14 protein-coding genes are annotated in these 16843 nt (G+C 73.2%); 5 read left to right on the forward strand and 9 right to left on the reverse strand.

Features of this window, described 5'->3' with window-relative positions; translation table 11 throughout:
* Nucleotides 1-17: 17 nt before the first annotated feature.
* Nucleotides 18-836, forward strand: coding sequence for a DUF3097 domain-containing protein (locus P8A18_RS09835; RefSeq protein WP_306053494.1), 819 nt, complete (start codon nucleotides 18-20; stop codon nucleotides 834-836).
* Nucleotides 837-870: 34 nt separating this feature from the next.
* Nucleotides 871-1173, forward strand: a complete 303-nt coding sequence (locus tag P8A18_RS09840) for a hypothetical protein (RefSeq protein ID WP_306053495.1) — start codon at nucleotides 871-873, stop codon at nucleotides 1171-1173.
* Between the two features lie 10 nt (nucleotides 1174-1183).
* On the opposite strand, the gene hemW is transcribed toward P8A18_RS09840, so the two are convergent.
* The 4 genes from hemW to lepA all read right to left on the reverse strand — a co-directional run bounded on the left by hemW (nucleotide 1184) and on the right by lepA (nucleotide 8647).
* Nucleotides 1184-2425, reverse strand: a complete 1242-nt coding sequence (gene hemW / locus P8A18_RS09845; RefSeq protein WP_306053497.1) for a radical SAM family heme chaperone HemW — start codon at nucleotides 2423-2425, stop codon at nucleotides 1184-1186.
* 45 nt (nucleotides 2426-2470) lie between these two features.
* Nucleotides 2471-4369 (reverse strand): ATP-binding SpoIIE family protein phosphatase, encoded by a 1899-nt coding sequence (locus P8A18_RS09850; RefSeq protein ID WP_306060791.1) that lies wholly within the window; start codon nucleotides 4367-4369, stop codon nucleotides 2471-2473.
* A gap of 231 nt (nucleotides 4370-4600) precedes the next feature.
* Nucleotides 4601-6490, reverse strand: coding sequence for an AMP-dependent synthetase/ligase (locus tag P8A18_RS09855; RefSeq protein WP_306053498.1), 1890 nt, complete (start codon nucleotides 6488-6490; stop codon nucleotides 4601-4603).
* A gap of 282 nt (nucleotides 6491-6772) precedes the next feature.
* Nucleotides 6773-8647, reverse strand: coding sequence for a translation elongation factor 4 (gene lepA / locus P8A18_RS09860; protein ID WP_306053499.1), 1875 nt, complete (start codon nucleotides 8645-8647; stop codon nucleotides 6773-6775).
* 214 nt (nucleotides 8648-8861) lie between these two features.
* On the opposite strand from lepA, the gene rpsT reads away from it, so the two are divergent.
* Nucleotides 8862-9128 carry a 30S ribosomal protein S20 gene (rpsT, locus tag P8A18_RS09865; protein WP_018551637.1) on the forward strand — a complete coding sequence of 89 codons (267 nt, stop codon included), beginning with the start codon at nucleotides 8862-8864 and terminating at the stop codon, nucleotides 9126-9128.
* Between the two features lie 311 nt (nucleotides 9129-9439).
* Here the strand turns inward: rpsT and holA are convergent, their stop codons facing one another.
* Nucleotides 9440-10426 (reverse strand): DNA polymerase III subunit delta, encoded by a 987-nt coding sequence (gene holA / locus P8A18_RS09870; RefSeq protein WP_306053500.1) that lies wholly within the window; start codon nucleotides 10424-10426, stop codon nucleotides 9440-9442.
* Between the two features lie 83 nt (nucleotides 10427-10509).
* Between holA and P8A18_RS09875 the strand changes: the two genes are divergently transcribed.
* Nucleotides 10510-10755: a hypothetical protein gene (locus P8A18_RS09875; RefSeq protein WP_306053501.1), complete on the forward strand. Its 246-nt coding sequence runs from the start codon at nucleotides 10510-10512 to the stop codon at nucleotides 10753-10755.
* Nucleotides 10756-10772: 17 nt separating this feature from the next.
* Here the strand turns inward: P8A18_RS09875 and P8A18_RS09880 are convergent, their stop codons facing one another.
* Both P8A18_RS09880 and P8A18_RS09885 read right to left on the reverse strand, forming a co-directional pair.
* Nucleotides 10773-11657 carry a YceI family protein gene (locus P8A18_RS09880; RefSeq protein WP_306053502.1) on the reverse strand — a complete coding sequence of 295 codons (885 nt, stop codon included), beginning with the start codon at nucleotides 11655-11657 and terminating at the stop codon, nucleotides 10773-10775.
* A 146-nt stretch (nucleotides 11658-11803) separates the two neighbouring features.
* Nucleotides 11804-12616, reverse strand: a complete 813-nt coding sequence (locus P8A18_RS09885) for an arylamine N-acetyltransferase family protein (RefSeq protein ID WP_306053503.1) — start codon at nucleotides 12614-12616, stop codon at nucleotides 11804-11806.
* A gap of 101 nt (nucleotides 12617-12717) precedes the next feature.
* Between P8A18_RS09885 and P8A18_RS09890 the strand changes: the two genes are divergently transcribed.
* Entirely contained in the window at nucleotides 12718-13173 is a 456-nt protein-coding gene (locus tag P8A18_RS09890; RefSeq protein WP_306053504.1) for a pyridoxamine 5'-phosphate oxidase family protein, read from the forward strand.
* Between the two features lie 116 nt (nucleotides 13174-13289).
* On the opposite strand, the gene P8A18_RS09895 is transcribed toward P8A18_RS09890, so the two are convergent.
* Both P8A18_RS09895 and P8A18_RS34280 read right to left on the reverse strand, forming a co-directional pair.
* Nucleotides 13290-15836: a ComEC/Rec2 family competence protein gene (locus tag P8A18_RS09895; protein ID WP_306053505.1), complete on the reverse strand. Its 2547-nt coding sequence runs from the start codon at nucleotides 15834-15836 to the stop codon at nucleotides 13290-13292.
* On the reverse strand, nucleotides 15833-16510 hold the full coding sequence (locus tag P8A18_RS34280; protein ID WP_371933655.1) for a ComEA family DNA-binding protein: 678 nt from the start codon (nucleotides 16508-16510) through the stop codon (nucleotides 15833-15835). Before P8A18_RS34280 ends, P8A18_RS09895 begins: the two co-directional genes overlap by 4 nt.
* Nucleotides 16511-16843: the final 333 nt, after the last annotated feature.

Below are 16843 nucleotides of genomic sequence, written 5' to 3' on the forward strand. Positions count from 1 at the left end.
CCGCTTATCGTCGTGCGATGCGCAGCTACCAGCCGGATCTGACCCCGCCGTGGAAGAAGTCCGCCCCCGTCCCCGAGGTGCCCGCCGAGCCCGATCTGGTGGTGGAGGACGTCGCCACCGGCTTCTGCGGGGCGGTGATCCGGTGCGAGAAGACCGCCGAGGGGCCGACGGTGACGCTGGAGGACCGCTTCGGCAAGCAGCGGGTCTTCCCGATGGCGCCGCGCGGCTTCCTGCTGGAGGGCCGGGTCGTGACGCTGGTGCGCCCGTCGGCCGGCGGGCCGGTGCGGCCCGCGCGTACGGCCTCCGGCTCGGTGGCGGTGCCCGGGGCGCGGGCGCGGGTGGCTCGGGCCGGGCGGATCTATGTGGAGGGGCGGCACGACGCGGAGCTGGTGGAGCGGGTCTGGGGCGACGACCTGCGGATCGAGGGCGTGGTCGTCGAGTACCTGGAGGGCATCGACGACCTGCCGGCGATCGTGCGGGAGTTCGCGCCCGCGCCGAACGCGCGGCTCGGGGTGCTGGTCGACCATCTCGTGCCCGGTTCCAAGGAGTCCCGGATCGCGGCGCGGGTCTCGGACGGTGACGTCCTGGTGGTCGGCCATCCCTACATCGACGTGTGGGAGGCCGTGAAGCCGTCGTCGGTGGGCATCCCGGGCTGGCCGGTGGTGCCGCGCGGCCAGGACTGGAAGACGGGCGTGTGCCGGGCGCTGGGCTGGCCGGAGAACACCGGCGCGGCCTGGCAGCGCATCCTGTCCTCGGTGCACTCCTACCGGGACCTCCAGCCCGAACTCCTGGGCCGGGTCGAGGAATTGATCGATTTCGTCACCCTTCCGGCCTGATGTCCGGTGGATCCTCCAGGCCGCCGACGCCGGTGTGCCGGCCGCCGTGGACGCCCGGGTCGAGCAGATCGTGCGCCGGACCCGCCGGACCCACCGGGCCAACCTGCCGCGCCGGGTCCCCCTGAAGCTGCTCGAAGGGCGCGGCGAGACCCCGTACGACGCCGCCCTGGACCGGCGGGCCGGACGGCGCGGCCCCGGCACCTGGTGGGGCGCGTTGCTGGGGCTCGCCGTCGTCCGGCTGGTGACGACGTCCGGCCGCAGCCACGCCCGGATCATCTGCGGCCGCGCGGCCGGGAAGCGCGTCCTCACCCCGCCGGACTGCCTGCTGCCGAAGTGAGCGCCCCGCCTCAGTCCACGAGGTCGCGCACCACGGCGTCGGCCAGCAGGCGTCCGCGCAGGGTGAGCACGGCCCGCCCGTCGTCGAACGGCGCCGGCTCCAGGAGCCCGTCGTCCACCGCCCGGCGGGCCGCCGCGAGACCGGCGGGGGCCAGCAGGGACAGCGGGCAGCCGTCCACGAGCCGCAGCTCCAGCAGGATGCGCTCGACGCGGCGGTCCTCGGCGGAGAGGATCTCGCGCCCGGCCCCCGGGGAACGCCCCTCGGCGAGCGCCTGCGCGTACGCCCCGGGGTGCTTCACGTTCCACCAGCGCACGCCCCCGACATGGCTGTGCGCCCCGGGGCCGGCGCCCCACCAGTCGGCGCCGCGCCAGTACAGCTCGTTGTGCAGGCAGCGGCCCTCGGGGGTGCGGGCCCAGTTCGACACCTCGTACCAGGAGTAACCGGCCGCGGCCATCGCCTCGTCCGCGATGAGGTACCGGTCGGCGTGCGCGTCGTCGTCCGTCATCGGGATCTCGCCGCGCTTGATCCGGCGGGCGAGCCCGGTGCCCTCCTCGACGATCAGCGCGTACGCGGAGACGTGGTCGGGTCCGGCGCCGATCGCCGCGTCCAGGGAGGCGCGCCAGTCGTCGTCGGACTCGCCGGGGGTGCCGTAGATCAGGTCCAGGTTGATGTGTTCGAAGCCGGCCGCCCGCGCCTCGGCGACACACGCCTCGGGCCGGCCCGGGGTGTGGGTGCGGTCGAGGATCTTCAGGACGTGCTGCCGGGCACTCTGCATGCCGAAGGAGATCCGGTTGAAGCCGCCCTCGCGCAGCTCGGCCAGGTAGGCGGGGCCGACGGACTCGGGGTTGGCCTCGGTGGTGATCTCGGCGTCGTCCGCGAGCCCGAACTCCTCGCGGACCGCGGCCAGCATCCGGACCAGGTCGGCGGCTGCCAGCAGGGTCGGCGTGCCGCCGCCGACGAAGACCGTGCGCACCGGCCGTGGGTCGTCGCCGAGCACCTCGCGGGCCTGGCGGATCTCGCCGACGAGGTGCGAGGCGTAGGTGTCGCGGGAGGCGAGCGCACCGCCGGAGCCGCGCAGCTCGGTCGCGGTGTAGGTGTTGAAGTCGCAGTAGCCGCAGCGGGTCGCGCAGTACGGCACGTGCAGGTAGAAGCCGAGCGGGCGGCCGGCTGCGCCTTCCAGGGCGTGGCGGGGCAGCGCCCCGTCGTCGGGCACGGGCTCACCATCGGGCAGTACGGAAGGCATACCGTCCATTGTCGCGCGCCGCCCGGCAACCGGACGCCACGCCCGTGCCCCCGCCTACTCGGCCTGGAGGACCAGCAGCGCCAGATCGTCGTCCGGCGGGCGCTCGGCGAAGGCGTGCACGGCGTGTTTGATGCGGTCGGCGATCTCCTCGGCGTTCAGCCCGGCGCAGCCGGACAGGGCGCGGGCGAGCCCGTCGCCGTCGTCGAACATCAGCGGGCCCGAGCGCCGCTCGGTGACCCCGTCGGTGACGCAGAGCAGGCTGTCGCCGGGGGCGAGGTCGAAGCTCTGGGTCTCGTAGACGGCGTCGTCCATGACGCCGAGCAGCAGCTGCGGCTCGGCGGCGGGCCGCACGGTGCCGTCGGGCCGCAGCAGCAGCGGCAGCGGGTGGCCCGCGCTGACCAGGGTGCAGCGGGCGCCGCCGCCGGGCAGCGGAACCAGCTCCCCGTACAGCAGGGACAGGAAGCGGGACTGGCCGCTGTCCGCGGAGTGCTGGCCGCCGGCGGCGGCGACCATGAGCGCGGCCGCCTCGGCGGCCTCCATCGCGTCGTCCAGGAGCAGCCGGTTGAGGCGGACCAGGACCTCGTCGGCCTGGAAGCCCTCGCGGGCCAGCAGCCGCAGCCAGGGGCGGGCGAGCCCGGTGACGACGGCGGCTTCGGGGCCGCTGCCCTGGACGTCGCCGAGCACGAAGCACCAGCGGTCGCCGGGGCACGGGAAGATGTCGTAGAAGTCGCCGCCGACGACCCCGTCGTCGCTCGGTTCGTAGACCAGGGAGCTGGCGACGCCCGGTATCCGGGCGACCTTGCTGGGCAGCAGCCCGCGTTGCAGGATGCGGCTGATGGTGGCCTGCCGGGTGTAGGCGCGGGCCGCGCCGACGGCGAGGCCGACCCTGCGGACGAAGTCCTCTATGAGGGCGGTCAGCTCGTCGGGGACGCGCGCGGTCGACTCGCGGCCCAGGAGTACGGCTCCGAGGGTGCGGCCGCCCGAGGTGATCCGGTAGGCGAGCGCGACGCCCTCGGCCTCGTCCTTCTCCGGCGTCCCGCCGTCCTCGGCGCCGCCGGGCCACGGCATGGAGACGGCGCCGGTGCCGACCCGCTCGGGGAGCCGGAGCGGGTCCCCCTCCAGAAGGGCGCGCAGCGGCGGGATGCGGTCCTCGTCCACGTGCCAGACCTTGGCGAGGCGCGGGACGGCCGAGGGGCCGCCGCTCTCGGGCTCCAGCCAGATCGCGCACCAGTCGGCGAGCCGGGGGACGAGTAACTGTCCGGCGAGCGCCGCGACGATGTCCTCGTCCAGCTGTCCGGCCAGCAGGTCGGATGCCTCGGCGAGGAAGGAGAGCGCGCCGCGCCCGGCCCAGTCCCCGTCGTCGCGCAGGGCGCGCCGCGCGGTGGGGGCGAGGAGTTCGGCGGCGCGCAGTCCGCGTTCGAAACCGGGCTCGGCGCCGGCGTCGGGGAAGGGGTTCCAGTCGTCCACGGGGAGGCGGGCCCAGACGGTCTTGAGGCCGGTGCGGTAGGTGACACCCCAGCGTTCGGCGAGGGTGGCGACGATCTCCAGGCCGCGCCCGTAGTCGGCCGGCTCGCCCGCGCCCTCGTCGCCGCTCCCGTGGTCGCTGCGCAACGCGCGGGCCGGGTGGTGGTCGGAGACCTCCAGGACGAGGGCGGACGCCTCCTCCTCGGTGGCCTCCTCCAGCCGGAAGAGCAGTTCGACGGTGGTGCCGGCGTGGACGACGGCGTTGGTGACCAGCTCGCTGACGATCGTCGCCGCGTCGTCAGACAGCCGGTCGCTGAACCCCACGGCGGCGGGCAGTCCGAGCCCGCTCCACTCGGCGATCGCGGCGGCGACGAACCGCCGGGCCGCGGAGGGCGCGAGGAGGTTCCCGGGCAGGCTGGTCCGGGCGGCCGGCTGTGTGCCGGTGGAAGCGGCGGTGGTTCCGGGACGCTGCACGATGTCCCGCTGCAAGGGAATGGACCCCACAGGGCGGCTCCTGACCTGTTCTCGCTCTGCCTGTTCTCCGTTATGCGCCGCTGACGACACCGACAGAGTGACAGATCGGCCCTCCCGATACGCGCCGAGTTACCGAAGTGGGTGGTGAAGACGGCGCGGCCTGAACGCGCCGGCCCCCCGCGCCGGAGCACGCGGGGGGCTTGCAGGGGGCGTACGAGAGTGGGCGAGCGCCGGGCGAGGCGCCCGTCACGCCTCCCGGGAACCGGCGTACATGTCCTCGATCAGGTCCTTGTACGTGCGCTCGACGACGGGCCGCTTCAGCTTGAGGCTGGGCGTCACCTCGCCGTGCTCGATGTCGAGGTCGCGCGGGAGCAGCCGGAACTTCTTGATCGTCTGCCAGCGCTGGAGCCCCTCGTTGAGGCGCTTGACGTAGCCGTCGATGAGCTCGACGGTCTTCGGCGAGGCCACGACGTCCGCGTACGACTTGCCCTCCATGCCGTTCTCGGCGGCCCAGCCGAGGATGGTGGGCTCGTCCAGGGCGATCAGCGCGGTGCAGAAGTTGCGGTCCGCGCCGTGCACCAGGATGTTCGAGACGAACGGGCAGACCGCCTTGAACTGGCCCTCGACCTCGGCGGGCGCGATGTACTTGCCGCCCGACGTCTTGATCAGGTCCTTCTTGCGGTCGGTGATCCGCAGGTAGCCGTCCACGGACAGTTCGCCGATGTCGCCGGTGTGGAACCAGCCGTCGGCCTCCAGCACCTCGGCGGTCTTCTCCGGCAGCCCCTGGTAGCCCTCCATGATGCCGGGGCCGCGCAGCAGGATCTCGCCGTCGTCGGCGATCCGGACCTCGGTGCCGGGCAGGGGTTTGCCGACCGTGCCGGTGCGGTAGCTCTCGCCCGGGTTGACGAAGGAGGCGGCGCTCGACTCGGTGAGGCCGTAGCCCTCCAGGATGTGGATGCCGGCGCCGGAGAAGAAGAGGCCGATGTCGGGGGCGAGCGCGGCGGACCCGGAGACGCAGGCGCGGAGCCGGCCGCCGAAGGCCTCGCGGATCTTGGCGAAGACGAGGGTGTCGGCGACCTTGTGCTTGGCGCCGAGCGCGAAGGGCACGGACGCCTTGCCGGTGCGCCGGAAGTTGTCCTGGGAGACCTTGGCGTACTCGCGGGCGACGCCGGCCGCCCACTGGAAGATCTTGTACTTGGCCCCGCCGCCCGCGCGCGCCTTGGCGGCGACGCCGTTGTAGACCTTCTCGAAGATGCGCGGGACGGCGGCCATGTACGTCGGCTGGACGACCGGCAGGTTCTCGATGATCTTGTCGACGCGGCCGTCGACGGCGGTGACGTGGCCGACCTCGATCTGCCCGGAGGTGAGGACCTTGCCGAAGACGTGGGCGAGCGGCAGCCAGAGGTACTGGATGTCGTCCTTGGTGATCAGGCCGGTGGCGACGGTGGCCTTGGCCATGTACGACCAGTTGTCGTGCGGCAGCCGGACGCCCTTGGGGCGGCCGGTGGTGCCCGAGGTGTAGATGAGGGTCGCCAGCTGGTCGGAGGTGATGGCGTCGACCCGGCTGCGGACCGCTGCCGGGTCCTTCGCCAGGTGCTCGGTGCCCAGGGCCTCCAGATCGGCCAGGGTGAGCACCCAGCCCTCGGGGTCGCCCTCCGCGGGTCCCGCGCCCTCCGCGTCGATGACGACGACGTGGGCGAGGTCCGGCAGCTCGGCGCGGCGCTCGCGGGCCTTGGCCAGCTGGACCGCGTCCTCGGCGATCAGGACCCGGCTGTCGGAGTCGGAGAGGATGAACGCCGACTCCTCGGCGTTGGTCGAGGGGTAGATCGTGGTGGTCGCGGCGCCCGCGCACATCACGCCGAGGTCGGCGAGGATCCACTCGACCCGGGTGGACGCCGCGAGCGCGACGCGCTCCTCGGGGCGCACGCCCAGCGCGATCAGCCCGGCGGCCACGGCGTACACCCGCTCGGCGGCCTGCGCCCAGCTGAGCGACTTCCACTCGTCGGGCCCCCGGCCGTCGGCCGCGGGGACCGGGTAGCGGTAGGCCTCCCCGTCCGGGGTGGCCGCCACGCGGTCGATGAAGAGGGTCGCCACGGAGGGCGGACGGTTCTCGATCATGGTCTGTGTGTCGCTCACGACATCCTCCGGGCCTGCGGCAGTACTTCACGACCGGCTGCTGGTTGCGGTGCGCTCTCCGCCTGTGGGTGCTTGCTGCTGCTTGCTCTGCGTGCTGAAATCCTGCTTGCTTAACTGGCGAGTAACTACGAAGCCGTGATCAGGGTAGAGCGCCCGCGCGCCCCGCGTAAGAGGCAATCGGACCCCGCTTGATAACGAACGGACCCCCGCTCCGCAGCGTTCCTGCGATGCGGGGGCCCGCGTACCTACCTGCCGGTAGGGCTCCTCGTTCTCTCGCGTGCCCTACTTCTTGCCCTTGCTCTCCCCTGCGGACTCGTCGGTCGACAGCACGGAGATGAACGCGTCCTGCGGCACCTCCACGTTGCCGACCATCTTCATCCGCTTCTTGCCCTCCTTCTGCTTCTCCAGCAGCTTGCGCTTACGGGAGATGTCGCCGCCGTAGCACTTGGCGAGGACGTCCTTGCGGATGGCCCGGACGGTCTCACGGGCGATGACCCGGGAGCCGATGGCCGCCTGGATCGGCACCTCGAAGTTCTGCCGGGGGATGAGCTTCTGCAGCTTGGCGACGAGCCGCACGCCGTACGCGTACGCCTTGTCCTTGTGCGTGACCGCGGAGAACGCGTCGACCTTGTCGCCGTGCAGCAGGATGTCGACCTTGACGAGCTGGGCGGACTGCTCGCCGGTGGGCTCGTAGTCGAGGGAGGCGTAGCCCCGGGTCTTGGACTTCAGCTGGTCGAAGAAGTCGAAGACGATCTCGGCGAGCGGCAGGGTGTAGCGGATCTCGACCCGGTCCTCGGAGAGGTAGTCCATGCCCAGGAGCGTGCCGCGGCGCTGCTGGCAGAGCTCCATGATCGCGCCGATGAACTCGCTGGGCGCCAGGACCGTGGCCCGGACGACCGGCTCGTGCACCTTGTCGATCTTGCCCTCGGGGAATTCACTCGGGTTGGTGACGGTGTGCTCGGTGCCGTCCTCCATCTCGACCCGGTAGACCACGTTGGGGGCGGTGGCGATGAGGTCGAGACCGAACTCGCGCTCCAGCCGCTCGCGGACCACGTCGAGGTGGAGCAGCCCGAGGAAGCCGACGCGGAAACCGAAGCCGAGCGCCGCGGACGTCTCCGGCTCGTACACCAGGGCGGCGTCGTTGAGCTGGAGCTTGTCGAGAGCCTCGCGCAGGTCCGGGTAGTCCGAGCCGTCCAGGGGGTAGAGCCCGGAGAACACCATCGGCTTGGGGTCCTTGTAACCGCCGAGCGGCTCGGTCGCCCCGCCGCTCAGCGAGGTGATCGTGTCACCGACCTTGGACTGCCGGACGTCCTTCACCCCGGTGATGATGTAGCCGACCTCGCCGACGCCGATGCCGTCGGAGGGGGTCATCTCCGGGGAGGAGACACCGATCTCCAGCAGCTCGTGGGTGGCGCCGGTCGACATCATCCGGATGCGCTCACGCTTGTTGAGCGAGCCGTCGACGACACGGACGTAGGTGACCACACCCCGGTACGAGTCGTAGACCGAGTCGAAGATCATCGCGCGGGCGGGCGCGTCGGCCTCGCCCACGGGCGCCGGGACGTCCCGCACCACGCGGTCGAGCAGCGCGTCCACGCCGATGCCGGTCTTCGCGGAGACCTTGAGCACGTCCTCCGGCTGGCAGCCGATGAGGTTGGCCAGCTCCTCGGAGAACTTCTCGGGCTGGGCGGCCGGCAGGTCGATCTTGTTGAGCACCGGGACGATGGTGAGGTCGTTCTCCATCGCCAGGTAGAGGTTGGCCAGGGTCTGGGCCTCGATGCCCTGCGCGGCGTCGACCAGCAGGACCGTGCCCTCACAGGCGGCGAGCGACCGGGAGACCTCGTAGGTGAAGTCGACGTGTCCGGGCGTGTCGATCATGTTGAGGACGTGGGTGCTGCCCTGGCCCTCGCCGGTGGTCGGCGCCCAGGGCAGCCGGACCGCCTGGGACTTGATGGTGATGCCGCGCTCACGCTCGATGTCCATCCGGTCGAGGTACTGAGCGCGCATCTGCCGCTGGTCGACCACCCCGGTCAGCTGGAGCATCCGGTCGGCGAGGGTCGACTTGCCGTGGTCGATGTGCGCGATGATGCAGAAGTTGCGGATCAGCGCCGGGTCGGTACGGCTCGGCTCGGGCACGTGGAGAGGAGTCGCGGGCACGCAGGGTCCTGATTCTTGAGACGCCGGACGCCGTGTCTCGGGTCGATGTCGGGTCGGGGCGGATCTGTACGTAGCTCCCATCGTCCCACGCCTGCGGGGCGGCGACCGGTTTGGGCCGGTCGGACCGCTCCTGCTACCGTGGGCAGCTGTGCCCCGTGGCTTTCGGGCCCCGCGGACACACCTAGAAATCCAACGAACCTGAAAAGGCTCTTTCGTGGCGAACATCAAGTCCCAGATCAAGCGGAACAAGACGAACGAGAAGGCGCGCCTGCGCAACAAGGCCGTCAAGTCGTCGCTCAAGACCGCGATCCGCAAGGCCCGTGAGGCCGTTGTCGCGGGCGACGTCGAGAAGGCCACCGTGGCCGTTCGCGACGCTTCGCGTGCCCTCGACAAGGCCGTCTCGAAGGGTGTCATCCACAAGAACTCCGCCGCCAACAAGAAGTCGGCGCTGGCTGCCAAGGCCGCCACCCTTCAGGGCTGAGCATTCTGATGTAACCGCCGGAACGGACCACGCGGGCCCTCTCTCCCGCTCCTGCCCGGCACCCGCGCCGCACACCGAACCTGCGTTCGCCACGCGGGTGCGACGCACCAATTCTCACCCCGAGGCCCCGCCCGAGCCCTTCCCCAGGACCCGGCCGGGGCCTTCGGCATGCGCCCACACGTCCCCCGCCCGAGCAACGCCCGCCCCGGCCACCGTCAAGCCCGTCCGGCGATCGAGGACACCCCGGACGGCAAGTTCAAGCCCGTCCGGCGATCGAGGACACCGCGGTCAGCCGGCACCCCACCGCACCGCTAGCGCGCGCTCCGCGCGGCGCCCGCCACAGCGACCACCGCCTTCTCCAACGCGTATTCCGGGTCGTCCCCGCCCCCCTTGACCCCCGCGTCCGCGTCCGCGACCGCCCGCAGCGCCACCGCGACCCCGTCCGGCGTCCAGCCCCGCATCTGCTGACGCACCCGGTCGATCTTCCAGGGCGGCATGCCCAGCTCACGCGCGAGATCCGCCGGCCGTCCCCCACGCGCCGACGACAGCTTGCCGATCGCCCGTACGCCCTGCGCGAGCGCGCTGGTGATCAGGACAGGGGCAACGCCCGTCGACAGCGACCAGCGCAGGGCCTCCAGAGCCTCCGCCGCCCGCCCCTCGACCGCCCGGTCGGCGACCGTGAAGCTCGACGCCTCCGCCCGCCCCGTGTAGTAGCGCCCGACGATCGCCTCATCGATCGTGCCCTCGACATCCGCGGCCAGCTGCGACACCGCGCTCGCCAGCTCCCGCAGATCGCTGCCGATGGAGTCGACCAGCGCCTGGCACGCCTCGGGCGTCGCGGAGCGCCCCAGCGCGCGGAACTCGCCGCGCACGAAGGAGAGCCGCTCGGCCGGCTTGGTCGTCTTCGGGCACGCGACCTCGCGGGCCCCCGCCTTGCGGGCCGCGTCGAGCAGCCCCTTGCCCTTGGCGCCGCCCGCGTGCAGCAGGACGAGGGTGATCTCCTCGACCGGGTCGTCGAGGTACTTCTTGACGTCCTTGACGGTGTCCGCGGCGAGATCCTGCGCGTTGCGCACGACCACGACCTTGCGCTCGGCGAACAGTGAGGGGCTCGTCAGCTCGGCCAGCGTGCCCGGCTGGAGCTGGTCGGAGGCGAGGTCCCGAACGTCCGTGTCGGCGTCGGCGGCGCGCGCGGCCGCCACCACCTGGTGCACGGCGCGGTCCAGGAGCAGGTCCTCCTGGCCCACGGCGAGCGTGAGCGGGGCGAGCGGGTCGTCGGTGGAATTCCTTCTGGTGGCCATCGCCGTCCAGCATCCCACGGGCCACTGACAGCCCGGCTGCGGCCGGGTCCGCCGCGCCCCCGCCCGTACCCGAGAATGGGCGGGTGAGCGATGAGAGACACGTGCTGGTGCTGCCCGACCGCGACGCCGCCCAGGAAGTGGCGGACGAGCTCGCCGACCGCTTCGGGGTCACCGAGGAACCGCAGCTCGTGCGCGACGCGCTGGCCGGCGAGGACGACGCCGAGGACGCGCAGTGGCTGGTCGTCGTGGAGGACCCGGACCGCCGGCTGGACTCCACGGCGCTCGACGCGTTCGCCGCGGAGTACGAGGGGTGGCTGGAGGCGCCGTAGCCCGGCCGCCCAACAGGTCAGCCCTTCGGGACGATCTGGATGTCCATGTCGATGGAGATGCTGGGGCCGACCACCGCGATGCCCCGGGCCAGCATCGTCTGCCAGGTCAGCGTGAAGTCCTCGCGGTGCAGCTGCGTGGTGGCACGGCAGGCCGCCCTGGTCTCGCCCTCCAGCCCGTTCCCGAGGCCGAGGTACTGGGTGTCCAGCGTCACCGTACGGCTCACCCCGTGCAGGGTCAGCGCCCCGCTCACACCCCAGCGCGTCCCGCCCCGGTGCACGAAGCGGTCGCTGTAGAACTCCAGCGTCGGGTAGCGGCCGACATCGAGGAAGTCGCTGGAGCGCAGGTGGTCGTCGCGCATCTGGACGTTCGTGTCGATCGACGCGGCGTCGATGATCACGTGCATCGCCGACTCCTCCATGCGGTCGGCGATCCGCACCGCTCCCGCGAAGGTGTTGAACCGGCCGTGGATGCGGGCCATCCCGATGTGCCGGGCCGTGAAGCCGATCTGGGAGTGCGTCGGCTCGATCTCCCAGTCGCCCGGGTCGGGCAGCTGCGGCGGCGTGGTGACCTGGAGGGTCACATCGCCCAGGCTCGCGTGACCGCCCTCGGTGACCGTGGCCGAGCCGTGGAAGGGGGTGAACCCCTCCGCCGTGACGGCAAGCCGGTACTCGCCCGCCGGCACCGTGGCAAGCACACTGCCGTACGGGTCCGTCTCGCCCCCGACCACCTTGCGGCCCGCCCGGTCTGTCAGCACGAACTCGGCCTGCGGCACCGCCTCGTTGACCGGGTCGAGCACCCGGCAGCTGAGTACGCCCGCCGAGTCCGGTACCACCAGTCCGGCCAGGGCGTTGCCGCGCGCGGCACCCGTCGCAGTTTTGTTTCCGAACCAACGTCCGAACATCTCCACACACTCCCGGGCGCGCTTCCACCTCGGGCCGAAGGGCAGACGTCGTTGTCGGAGCAGCGGCCCGCCGACGAGCATGCATTCGACCACCCTTGAGGCGTTCGAGGCAAACAGAGCATCTCGCAGTGGCTTGGGTGCAGGTGTTACCGAAGGTCCGAATTGACGGGCAGCCGGTCCAGGCGCACTCCGAAATGCTCTCGGTAGGCGGCCAGCACCTCCTCGTCGCTCTCCAGGGGCGTCTCGCGCCGCTCGGTGCCCACCGTCGTGAGCAGCTTGCGGCCGGTGAGCGTGATCCGGCCGTCGTCCGTGCAGCGCGAGCAGACCGGGGCCCGGGTGAAGTGGGAGTCGGGCGAGGTGCGGTGATACCAGGCGCCGGCCCGGAAGTCGGCGAGCACCCGGGGCCGCGTCTCCAGGCGGAGCCGGGGCTTGCCGTCGCACAGCACGTCGAGGTCCCCGAAGTCCTCACCTCCCCCGGCCGCGATCGGCGTGATCCGGAAGACGCCGCCCGGGTCCTCCTGGTCCGTGCGGTCATCGAGCGCGAGGGGGTGCCGGGCGTGGTCGCCGAAGCCGACGTCGGCGAGCCACGGCCCGGTCCCGTCGTCCGTCTCGACCCGCAGCGCCATGTGGTCGTACGGAATGCCGAGCCGGCCATCGTCCGAGTGGACCCGCGCCTGGAGCAGGGTGACGCGGAAACCGAGCGCCCGCAGCAGTACGGCGAAGGCCCCGTTGAGTTCATAGCAGAAGCCGCCGCGCCGGCCGGCCACGATCTTGTCCAGGAGCGAGTCCTCCGCGAGCACCATGTCCTCGCCGAGATGGATCGAGAGGTTCTCGAAGGGCACGGTGAGCAGGTGGCGCAGTTGCAGTTCGCGCAGAGCCGGGGCGTCGGCGCGGGCGGGTACGGCCGCGCCGACGCGTTCCAGATAGGCGTCGATCGTCTGCGGCAGGTGCGGGTCCATGGGCCCAGTCTGGTCCGGCGCCGCATGACCGCGCCATGAGCCACTGGTCCTAGGTCCGGTGACGGTGTTGCGGCTGGCGCCCGGCGGCTAGCGTGCGGTGCATGCCCCGTCCGGAACCGGCTCGCAGCCGCGAACAGCGCAAGCAGGACGTACTCGATCGCCTGGAGAAGGACAAGGACGCCTGGGTGTCGACGGCCTCCGCCGACGGTGTTCCGACCCTGGTGCCGCTGTCGTTCGTGTGGGACGGGGAGACCCTGCTGATGGCCACCCGGCGCACCAACCCGACAGCGGTCAACGTGACACCGGACGGCCGGGCCCGGATCGCGCTGGGCCACACCCGCGATGTGGTCCTCATCGAGGCGACGGCCGAGATGGTGGAGGGCGCGGATCTCCCGAAGGCGTCGGGTGACGCCTTCGCCGCGAAGTTCGACTGGGATCTGCGGGGGCGCGCCGCCTGGGTGTACCTCCGCTTCACTCCGCACGCGGTCAGGGCGTGGCGGGAGTCCAACGAGCAGCCCGGCCGCGACCTGATGGCCGACGGCCACTGGCTGGTCTGAGGCCGGAAGCCCCGGAGAACGGGGAGCGGCCGAGGACACCACCCGCCGGGGAGCGGCCAACAGTTCCGCCGGCCGGGGAGCGGTCCGCGGCTCCCTCCGCCTGGGCACGTACGCCGTCATGACCGTCCCACCGCCCGCAGCCCGCTCCCCGTGCCCGTCACCGCGATCGCACCGTCCTTGTCGGTACGCAGCACCACCGCCCCCTGCGCCGTAAGCGCGTCGACCGTCCGCGGCGCCGGATGCCCGTACGGGTTGCCCCGGCCCACACTCACCAGCGCGAACCTGGGCCGGACGGCGCGCAGCAGGGCACTGTCCTGGTGCGCGGAGCCGTGGTGGGCGACTTTGAGCACGTCCACCCGCGGCAATCCCGGGCGGCTGCGCAACAACGCCTGCTGGGCAGGGGGTTCCAGGTCCCCGGGGAGCAGCAGGGTGAGCCCGCCGGCCCGCACGAACAGCGTGACGCTGGCATCGTTCGGGTCCTGCGGCACGGGTCCGGCCACCGGGCCCGTGCCCGCCTCGCCCGGCGGCCACAGCACCTGCCAGTCCAGCGCCCCGATCCGCCGCCGCTCACCGGGGACGGCCCGCACCACCGGGACACGCGCCCGAGCCGCCGTTCTCCGGACGAACGCGGCCTGCTCCGGCGGTTCGTCCAGGCTCGTCGTCTGGATCGCGCCCACCGCTCTGCCCCGCAGCACACCGGGCAGGCCCCGCACGTGGTCGGCGTGGAAGTGGGTGAGCAGGAGCAGGGGGACGCGGCTGACGCCCAGTTCGCGCAGGCACCGGTCGGCGAGCCGGGGATCGGGGCCGGCGTCGACGACCACACCGGAGCCCCGGCCGACGGCGAGGACCAGCGCATCGCCCTGCCCGACGTCACACATCGCGAACGCCCAGCCGGGCGGCGGCCATCCGGTCAGCACCCGGGTCAGCGGCACGGGGCGGAGCACGGCGAGCACGAGCAGCAGCACCGCGGCCGAGCACACCCAGGGCCGGCGCCCCACCCACCGGGCGGCCAACACCAGCACCGCGGTCAGCGCGGCCAGCAGCACGGCGCCGGACAGGCCGTCGGGCCAGTCGGTCTCCGCGCCGGGGAACGCCGCTCCGGTCCTGGCCACCGACGCGATCCACCCGGCCGGCCACCCCGCCACCCGGGCCGACAGCACGGCCACCGGCATCGCCACCGGCGCCAGGGCCAGCGCGGCGAACCCGAGCACCGTGGCCGGTGTCACCGCGAACTCGGCGAGCAGGTTGCACGGGATCGCCACCAGGCTCACCCGGGAGGCGAGCAGCACCACGACGGGCGAGCACACCGCCTGCGCGGCTGCCGCGGCGGCCAGCGCCTCCGCCAGGCGCGACGGCACCCGTCGCCGTCGCAGCGCCTCGCTCCACCGCGGGGCGAGGGTCAGAAGGGCGCCGGTGGCCAGCACCGACAGGACGAAGCCGTAACTGCGCGCCAGCCAGGGGTCGTAGAGCACCAGGAGCAGAACGGCGGCGCACAGCGCGGGGATCAGGGTCCTGCGCCGTCCGGTGGCGATGGCGAGCAGCGTGATCAGCCCGCACGCGGCGGCCCTGAGCACACTCGGCTCGGGCCGGCAGACCAGGACGAAGGCGAGCGTGAGCCCGCCGCCGAGCAGCGCGGTCATCCGCAGCGAGATCCCGAGCCTGGGCGCCAGTCCCCCACGTTCGGCCCGCAGCGCCCTGCCGGGCGGTCCGATGAACAGGACGAGCAGGATCGCCAGGTTGGAACCGGACACGGCCATCAGGTGCGTGAGGTCGGTCGCCCGGAAGGCCTCGTGCAGTTCCGGAGTGATCCGGGTGGTGTCACCGACGACCAATCCGGGCAGCAACGCCCGTGCGTCGGGTCCGAGTCCTTCGGTCGCCCGGCGCAGCCCGGCGCGCAGCCGTCCCGCCGTGCGCTGGAGGAGGCTGGGAGGGCCCGTGACGCGAGGAGGGCCCTTGCCCTCGGGCCGTAGCACCGCGGCGGCCCGCTCGCCCTTGTGGAGGGGCGGCGCCAGCCGTCCGGCGATCCGCAGCCTGGTGGAGGGGAGCAGTCGCTGCCATACCTCCGTCGCGCCGCCGGGCGGGACGATGACCAGCACCGGTGTGCGCAAGCGCACGGCCGTCCGGTCGGGCCGCGTCAACAGGGTGACCTCCGCGTCCAGGAGCAGGGACGCGGGCGTGCTGTGGTCGCCGCGCACCCGGGGGTACGTCCGCCGGGCATCGGAGGTGAGGGTGATCTCCACCTCGACCCGTGCGAACTGCCGGGCCAGGCCGGGCACCGGCCCCCGGCGCGTATCGGCACCGTGCAGCCCGGCGGAGGCCGCCCCGGCCGCCGCGCAGAGCAGCACCGCCACGACGGCCGCGACGCGCGCCCGCCGATGCGCTCGGGCCGCGGCGGCCCCGCCGTCCCGCGCCTCGTTGCCGCCCCGCCTGCCCGCCGCGCGGGCCCGGAGGAGGCCGGGCGCCGCGAGGAGGACCATGGCCGCCCCCAGGCAGAGCGCCACCGCCATCGCCGTCCACTGCCCGGGGGCGCCCACCGCGAGCGCGGCACCGCCCCAGGCCGCGGCTGCCGGGGCGAGCAGCCGAAGGTCGGCCGGACCCTCCTGCCGCGGGTCGGAGACACCCAGTCGCAGGCCCGACGCCGCGTGGACGTCCGGGGCGCTCATGGCTGCACCCGGGGGCGCAGGTCCGCGAACCTGCGGTCGCCGATCCCGTTCACCTCGCGGAGTTCGTCGACGGACCGGAATCCGCCGTGCTCGGTGCGGTACTCGACGATGTGCTGGGCGAGGACGGGGCCGACGCCCGGCAGGCCCTCCAACTGGTCCGCCGTAGCGGTGTTCAGGCTCACCGGCCCGGTGCCGCCCCCGGCAGCCGCCGGGCCGCCCGCGCCCGAGGCCGGAGCCGGAGCCGGTGGGGCGCCCACCACGATCTGCTCGCCGTCCATGAGCACCCGGGCCCGGTTGAGGCCCGCCAGGTCCGTCCCGGGGCGCGCCCCGCCCGCCGCGTCCAGCGCATCGTCCACCCGCGCCCCGGACGGCAGTCGTTGCAGTCCCGGGTTGCGCACCTTGCCGCTCACGTCCACCACGATCTGACCGCCCGCACCGGGCACGGCCGCCGGACCCGGGGACGGCTCGGGCCGGCCGGTCGCGGCCATGTCCGCGTCCGGGTCCGTCACCGGGCCGGGCCCGTGCGCCGCCTCACCGACGACATCCGGAGCCTCCACTCCCTCGGGACCGGCGGACCAGAAGTGGATCCCGGCGAACACGGCGGCGGCGACCAGGATCACGGCGAGCGCGGCAAGGGTCTTCGGCTCCAGGCCGCATCTGAGCTGCACCCACATCGGTAACCGCTCCCGCACCGCGAGAACCCCCGCCGCCCACCGCCCCATCGGAGCGGAAGCGGCGGACGCGACCGCCTCAGCCGAACCGGGAGCCCCGGCATCCGAGGGCGAAGCCGACGCCGGCACCGGGGCGGCCGAAGACGGGGGCGACGCCGAGGCCGGCACCGCCGGGGCCGGGGGCAACGCCGAGGCCGGGGGCAACGCCGGGGCCGAGGCCCGAGCCCGGCCCGGGACCGCCTCACCCGGCGGCCCCGCACCACCCTCCCCCGGCTCCGCGCCGTCCACTCCCCACCGCGCGACGCGCCCTCCGTACCCGCCCGCCATCAGCGCGTC

The organism is Streptomyces sp. Mut1, assembly GCF_030719295.1.
GTDB classification, from domain to species: Bacteria; Actinomycetota; Actinomycetes; order Streptomycetales; family Streptomycetaceae; genus Streptomyces; species Streptomyces castrisilvae.